This window comes from Phycisphaerae bacterium (assembly GCA_035384605.1).
Lineage (GTDB): Bacteria > Planctomycetota > Phycisphaerae > UBA1845 > PWPN01 > JAUCQB01.
This window is the reverse complement of the sequence record DAOOIV010000233.1, coordinates 1-2,106: the sequence shown is the minus strand read 5'-3', so window position 1 is coordinate 2,106 and position 2,106 is coordinate 1. Positions and strand designations below refer to the sequence as shown.

At 61.2% G+C, this 2,106-nt stretch carries 2 protein-coding genes; one reads left to right on the top strand and one right to left on the bottom strand.

What is annotated here, in order from left to right; genetic code table 11:
- Positions 1 to 138: 138 nt before the first annotated feature.
- Complete coding sequence (locus PLL20_22195) at positions 139 to 1,629, bottom strand: BNR-4 repeat-containing protein (protein HPD32711.1); 1,491 nt, start codon at positions 1,627 to 1,629, stop codon at positions 139 to 141.
- A 167-nt stretch (positions 1,630 to 1,796) separates the two neighbouring features.
- Between PLL20_22195 and PLL20_22190 the strand changes: the two genes are divergently transcribed.
- Positions 1,797 to 2,106 (top strand): Sua5/YciO/YrdC/YwlC family protein (locus tag PLL20_22190; GenBank protein HPD32710.1); only part of this gene is annotated, 310 nt, incomplete at its 3' end.

Genomic DNA, 2,106 nt, shown 5'->3' with positions numbered 1-2,106 from the left:
CCGGAGCAATTTACACAGGAGTTGACACTGCCTCCCTGCCTCCGGCCGGATATAGCTCCGGTGAATTCCCGACCCGGTTGTGATCCTTTGGCCTACGTCGGCTTGGATAGGCGGTTCACGGGAAGACGCGTGCAGACGCTACTCTTCTTGCGTGGTTGCCTCAGTAGCTGGATCGCTGACTGAAGTTCTTGCCGGTCTGCGGGCCGAGGGGATCGGCATGACGGCCGGTTTTTCGAATTCCTCCGTCATCTGAGTCGGTAAGCGGTACACGATACCGTCGCGGTCAGCAAAGTAGAGACGTGACGGCGAGGGCTGCCGGGCGTCGCCGTCGGCCCAGAACACCCAGAAGCCCGGGCTTGCGTCCACAGGCCGATGAACGCCGGTGTGGTTGAACTCGCTCTTCTCAGTGAAGGTCCACCGGGCCCACGAGGCTCCTTGATCTCGCGTGAACCATGCCACCACCTCGCCGCCGAGATAGAAGGGCGCCGCCCCCTTGTCGGTGGGGGCGATCAGCCACCAGCGGTCCATTCTGTCGATGAACAGGCAGCCGGCTTCAAGGTTGTTGTCGGATCGGATGACGCCGGCGAATTCCCAATCGCGGCCTCGCCACCGGGCTGTCGTCCAGATCCTGGGGCTGCTCAGGGGTCCCGGCCGATACCCCCTGGCGATGAGAAAAAGAATAATCGGGTTGCCCCGCGCGTCGAAGGTTAGATCCTTGACGTAGACCAGCCGTCGGGTGTCTTCATACGACCGGACCAGAGCCTTGTTGTCGACGGTGCTGAGTGGCAGGTCAAGTCTTTCTCCCTTGACGTTCACCCAGGTTTTGCCGGCATCGCGAGTCTCCATGTAGTAGAGATTGGTGCGAGCGTTGCCCGCTCCCTGTCTGGGGCAGTAGTCGAATGCGATGCCGATCTTGTCCTTATATCGCCAACTGACGTGGTTGTGACCGGCCTCGATGGACGCAAGAACGTTGGGCTGCGACCACGACATGCCGTCCTTGCTGGTCATCGCGCAGAGCCGGTTGATCGGTCCGTCATGTAGGGTGTGAACCAGAATGAAGCCTTGTTTTTCCAGGTACCACGGTTGGGGCATGGAGAATGTTGTCTCGGCAACCAAGCTAAATGAATCGATGGAGTACGGCTCGGTGCTGCGGAAAACGTAGGACGGCCTGGCCGTGCCGTGGCAGCCCACAAAAACCCACGGGCGACCCACCGAGTCCATGCTCAGCGTCGGGTTCTCAAAGGCGTTGTCCGTCTGGCGGTCCAGAAGTATCCGCGGACGGGCAGCCGTGCCCGTCTGGTGGTCGAAACAGGAAACCATGATCAGCAACCGTCGGTTTTCCTCGATCTGGTGGCCGTCGGCCGGCATGCCGCCGTAGACGAAGAAAGTCTTGTCGGGTTTGTCGGCGTGGATTGCCATCGGGACGTGTTGCGGCGAAAACGTGGCCAGCCCACCACTGAACTGGTACTTGTACTCGCCGGGCAACTCGCCCCCAGCGGACCAGATGCCGCGGTAGCCGTCGGCTTTCTCGCAGACGACGGGCCGCGATGCCGGGGCTGTCTCGGCCGCTTGTGCGACAAGGGTCATTGTCGTACACGCCGTCGCGATGCAAAAGGCACGTCGAAACATTCATGAACCTCCGCGCAAAGTCGTTTCACAGATCCGGATAATACCTCAAAGGACGCCATTCCGCACGTGGTAGTGACTCGTGCACAAGGATTCAGGAAAGGCCTGCAGCTTTCTTGACAGTTCTTCCGGTGATCTTGATAATCGCCTCGCTCTTGTTGGCGAAACGCATGAACACTCGGTTAATCAAAATCGATCGAAGTGCAGACTGCGGGGCCCAATTGCGCGAGGCGGCGGCATGCCTGGCCGCGGGCGGTTTGGTGGTTTTCCCCACTGAGACGGTCTACGGCGTGGGCGCCAATGCCGCGGATCCGGACGCGGTGGCCCGCCTGCGAGCGGTGAAGCAGCGGGCCGATACCAAGCCGTTCACTGTTCACATCGGTTCCCGATCGGCCGTGGAACGTTTTGTGCCCGGGCTGAGCGGGCTCGGACGCCGGTTGGCGGAGAAAGCCTGGCCCGGGCCGCTAACCCTGGTCTTCC

What these genes read in the sequence shown, in the direction of transcription:
- PLL20_22195 (HPD32711.1), bottom strand. Translation starts at nt 1,629, where the DNA reads ATGTTTCGACGTGCCTTTTGCATCGCGACGGCGTGTACGACAATGACC.